This window comes from Arthrobacter sp. 2YAF22_2, from assembly GCF_052114645.1.
Classification (GTDB): domain Bacteria; phylum Actinomycetota; class Actinomycetes; order Actinomycetales; family Micrococcaceae; genus Arthrobacter.
The window spans coordinates 1-4755 of record NZ_JBFRFD010000289.1 but is presented as its reverse complement, the minus strand read 5'-3'; the positions used below and the strand labels follow the sequence as shown (position 1 = coordinate 4755).

At 67.6% G+C, this 4755-nt stretch carries 5 protein-coding genes; all 5 read left to right on the top strand.

From position 1 onward, the window contains the following. Positions 1-1344 (top strand): depupylase/deamidase Dop (gene dop, locus AB4Y86_RS12330; protein ID WP_441402515.1); only part of this gene is annotated, 1344 nt, incomplete at its 5' end. Between the two features lie 93 nt (positions 1345-1437). Next, the gene (locus AB4Y86_RS12325; RefSeq protein WP_441402514.1) at positions 1438-1638 is read left to right on the top strand and encodes a ubiquitin-like protein Pup; all 201 of its coding nucleotides are present in this window, start codon (positions 1438-1440) and stop codon (positions 1636-1638) included. Between the two features lie 108 nt (positions 1639-1746). Then, positions 1747-2598, top strand: coding sequence for a proteasome subunit beta (gene prcB, locus AB4Y86_RS12320; protein WP_441402513.1), 852 nt, complete (start codon positions 1747-1749; stop codon positions 2596-2598). Position 2599: 1 nt separating this feature from the next. Further along, complete coding sequence (gene prcA / locus AB4Y86_RS12315; protein WP_441402512.1) at positions 2600-3307, top strand: proteasome subunit alpha; 708 nt, start codon at positions 2600-2602, stop codon at positions 3305-3307. Between the two features lies 1 nt (position 3308). Further along, entirely contained in the window at positions 3309-4673 is a 1365-nt protein-coding gene (gene pafA / locus AB4Y86_RS12310) for a Pup--protein ligase (protein ID WP_441402511.1), read from the top strand. The last annotated feature ends 82 nt before the right edge of the window (positions 4674-4755 follow it).

The window sequence follows — 4755 nt, the reverse complement described above, 5'->3', positions numbered from 1 at the left end:
GCCTACGGCCGCGCGGAACTGGACCACGACGGCGAGGACGAGTCAGGCTCGCTGCTGATGAACATGGTGCTCGGCAACGGCGCCCGGCTGTACGTGGACCACGCCCACCCGGAATATTCCAGCCCTGAAGTCACGAATCCGCGCGCCGCCGTCGCCTGGGACGCGGCAGGTGACCTGGTGGCCCTCGCCGCGGTCCGGCGGCTGGCGGCGGACCCGGAGCTTCCGCCGATCAACCTGTACAAGAACAACACGGACAACAAGTCCGTGTCCTACGGCTCGCACGAGAACTACCTGATGCCCCGGTCGGTCCCGTTTGGTGAGATCGCGCGGGGTCTGACGCCGTTCTTCATCACCCGCCAGATCATGTGCGGTGCCGGCCGCGTCGGCCTCGGCCAGGACAGCTCCCGGCCCGGCTACCAGATCAGCCAGCGTGCCGACTTCTTCGAAACCGAAGTCGGGCTCGAAACGACGATCCGCCGCCCCATCATCAACACCCGGGACGAGCCGCACGCCACCGCGGACAAGTACCGCCGGCTGCATGTCATCATCGGCGACGCGAACCTCAGCCAGGCCGCCAACTTCCTCAAATTCGGCAGCACCGCCATGGTGCTGAGCCTGATTGAGCACGGCTTGGCGCCCCGCGTCGAAGTCCACGAACCGGTGGCCGCCCTACAGGCGATCAGCCACGACACCTCGCTGACCGCCACCCTTCGCCTGCTCGACGGCCGCCGCGTCACCGCCCTGGACCTGCAATGGATCTACTTCGAGGCCGCCGCGAAACTCGCGCAGGACACAGGGGTGGCGGACGCCGTCGACGGCGACGGACACACCCACGCGGTGCTGGAACGCTGGTCCGCGACCCTGACCGAGCTGGACAGCGACCGGGCGGCGGCGGCGTCGACGGTGGAATGGCTGGCCAAGCTCTCCCTGATGGAGGGCTACCGGCAGCGCGACGGACTGGAGTGGTCGGACGCGCGGCTGGGCCTGGTGGACCTGCAATGGGCGGACATCCGCCCCGAGAAGGGCCTCTACCACCGGCTCCTGGCCCGGGGCCGGATGCAGCGGATCGTCGAGGACGAGGCGATCAGCCGCGCCGTGACCGAACCGCCGTCGGACACCCGGGCCTTCTTCCGCGGGCGCTGCGTCAGCCGTTTCGGCACGGACCTGGTGGGGGCCAGCTGGGACTCGGTGATCTTCGACCTGCCGGGCCGCGGCAAGCTGCAGCGCGTCCCCACCCGCGAACCGCTGCGCGGCACGGAGGCCTTGACCGGCGGCCTGTTTGCACGGCACCGCGAGGCCGGGCCGTTCCTGGCGGAGCTCCTTGGACTGCCCCCGGGTTCCTAGTCGGAAAGACCCCCGCGCGACGCCCCGGCGTGGCAATATGGGCTTACAGGATGTCCCAAGCACGATGGGACAGACAGCGAGAAGGAGAAAACGATGGCAGGCCAGGAGCAGCAGCAGCCGCAGTCCCGCGACACCGAGGTGGACGAGGACATTCCCGCCACCCCTGCGCCGCCGGAAGGCCAGGCCTCTGCCGCGACCCAGGGCGTGGACGATCTGCTCGATGAGATTGACGGCGTGCTGGAGTCCAACGCCGAGGAATTCGTCCGCGCCTTCGTCCAAAAGGGCGGCCAGTAGGCCAGCGGTCCTTGGCCGGCGTGGAACTAGCGGAGGAGACGCGGAACTGAGGAAACACTGGGCTGCGGGCCGGAAGTCGTTGAGCCACTACGTTGAGGGAGTGCACCAGTGCAGGAAACATCAGCCAACCAGGTAGCAGCGAACGCGACGTCCTCATTCACCGAACACCTGCAGCGGTCCCGGCCGGAACTGCTGCCCTACAACGCCCTGCTCGGCGCCCTGAACGGCGGATCTCCCACCGGGCTGCCCGCGGGAACCGCCGCGGTGCCGCTCCAGACACCGCACGCGACCACCATCGTCGCCATGACCTACGCCGGGGGAGTGCTGATGGCAGGTGACCGCCGCGCCACGATGGGCAACGTGATCGCCAGCCGGCACATTGAAAAGGTGTTTCCGGCCGACCAATATTCCGTGCTGGGGATTGCCGGGACCGCCGGCATCGCCTTGGACATCACCCGGCTGTTCCAGGTTGAACTCGAACATTACGAAAAGATCGAGGGCACCCCGCTGAGCCTGGACGGCAAGGCCAACCGGCTCGGCGCGATGATCCGCGGCAACCTGCCCATGGCGATGCAGGGGCTCGCCGTTATCCCGCTGTTCGCCGGCTTCGACCGGCCCGCCGGCGTCGGCCGGCTGTTCTCATACGACGTCACCGGCGGCCGGTACGAGGAGCAGGAACACCACACCGTCGGTTCGGGTTCCATGTTTGCCCGCGGCGCATTGAAGAAACTCTGGCGGCCCGGCCTCGCCGAAGAAGAAGCCGTGGCTGTGGCGGTCGAGGCGCTGTACGACGCGGCCGACGACGACTCCGCCACGGGCGGCCCGGACCCGGTCCGGCAGCTCTGGCCGGTGGTGTACACCGTCAGCCGGTCCGGTGCGGTCCGTATCCCGGAACGCCAACTGGCCGCCGTGGCCGGCACCATCATCGAATCACGGGCCGTAGCCCAGCGGGAGGCCTGAGATGACCCAGCAGTTCTATGTCTCACCGGAACAGCTGATGAAGGACCGGGCAGACTTCGCCCGGAAGGGGATAGCCCGGGGCCGGTCGGTGGTGGTCATCAGCTGCCGTGACGGGATCGCCCTGGTGGCCGAAAACCCGTCGCCGTCGCTGCACAAAATCGGCGAAATCTACGACAAGATCGCGTTCGCCGCCGTCGGTAAATACAACGAGTTCGAGAGCCTGCGGCAGGCCGGGGTCCGGTACGCCGATGTCCGGGGCTACTCCTACGACCGCGAGGATGTGACGGCCCGCGGGCTGGCCAGCGTTTACGCACAGAGCCTCGGCGCCGTGTTCACCGCGGAGCAAAAGCCCTTCGAAGTGGAGTTGGCGGTGGCCGAGGTCGGGGCCGGTCCGGAAGCCGACCATCTCTACCGGCTGACCTTCGACGGGTCCATCGCCGACGAGCAGGGCTTTATCGTGATGGGCGGGCAGGCCGACAAGGTGTCCGAGGCTGTCGCCGCCGGCTGGCGCGGCGAACTCGATTTCGCCGGGGCCATCCGGCTGGCCCTGGCCGGACTGGTCGCGGACAAGGAGGCTGACGCGCTGCCGGCGTCGGCCGTGGAGGTCGGCGTACTGGACCGCGATTCCGAAAGCAGCCGCGGTACCCGGCGCGCTTTCCGCCGCCTCGACGACGCCGACATTGTGGCCCTGCTGGCTGAGGAGAACTGAGATGGACAAGCGCATTTTCGGGATTGAGACCGAATTCGGAATTTCCTATTCGAGCCCGGAATCCCGCCCGCTGGCGCCGGAGGAGGTGGCCCGCTACCTCTTCCGCAAGGTGGTCAGCTGGGGCCGGTCCTCCAACGTGTTCCTCACCAACGGCTCCCGGCTCTACCTCGACGTCGGCTCCCACCCCGAGTACGCCACTGCCGAGTGCGACGACCTGGCCCAGCTCATCGCCCACGACCGGGCCGGGGAGCTGATCCTCGATGACCTCGTGGACGAGGCGCAGGAACGGCTGGCGGCCGAAGGCTTCAACGGGACCGTGTACCTGTTCAAGAACAACACCGACTCGGCCGGGAACTCCTACGGCAGCCACGAAAACTATCTGATACCGCGCCGCGGCGAGTTTTCCCGGCTGGCTGAAATCCTGATCCCCTTCCTGGTGACCCGCCAGTTGATCGCCGGGGCGGGGAAGATCCTGAAGACCCCGCACGGCGCCACGTTCGCGTTCTCGCAGCGCGCCGACCACATCTGGGAGGGCGTCTCCTCCGCCACGACCCGGTCGCGGCCCATCATCAACACCCGCGACGAACCACACGCCGACGCCGAGTTCTACCGGCGGCTGCACGTGATCGTGGGGGATTCGAACATGTCCGAGACGACGGCGCTGCTGAAGGTCGGAACCGTCGACCTGATCCTGCGSATGATCGAGGCCGGCGTSATMATGCGYGACATGCGGATGGAGAACCCCATCCGCAGCATCCGCGAGATCTCCCATGATCTGACCGGGCGCGCGGTGGTGCGGCTGGCCAACGGGCGGCAGCTGACCGCCCTGGAGATCCAGCGCGAGTACTTGAACAAGGTGACCGAGTTCGTCGCGGACCGCGGCGCCCACAACGCCCACGTCCCGCTGATCCTGGATCTGTGGGAGCGCACCCTGGACGCCATTGAAAGCGGCAACACGGGCACCATCGACACGGAGGTGGACTGGGCCATCAAGAAGAAGCTGATGGACAACTACCGTGAGCGGCACGGCCTGGAACTCGACGCGCCGCGGATCGCCCAGCTGGATCTGACCTACCACGACATTTCCCGCAGCCGGGGGCTCTTCTATCTGCTCCAGTCCCGGGGCGCGGCACGGCGCGTGGTGGACGACACGGCCGTCAAGGACGCCGTCGACGCCCCGCCGCAAACCACCCGGGCCAAACTGCGCGGCGACTTCGTCCGGCGGGCGCAGGAACTGGGCCGCGACTACACCGTGGACTGGGTCCATTTGAAGCTCAACGACCGCGCCCACCAGACCATCCTGTGCAAGGATCCCTTCCGCAGCGTGGACGAGCGGGTGGACGCCCTGCTGGACTCTATGGGCTGATACCCAGCTTTCCACGTTACTCTGGAAAAGGTGCCGTCTCACGGCTACCGCATGCTTTGCCGCTGGCATCTGTCCGGTGAAG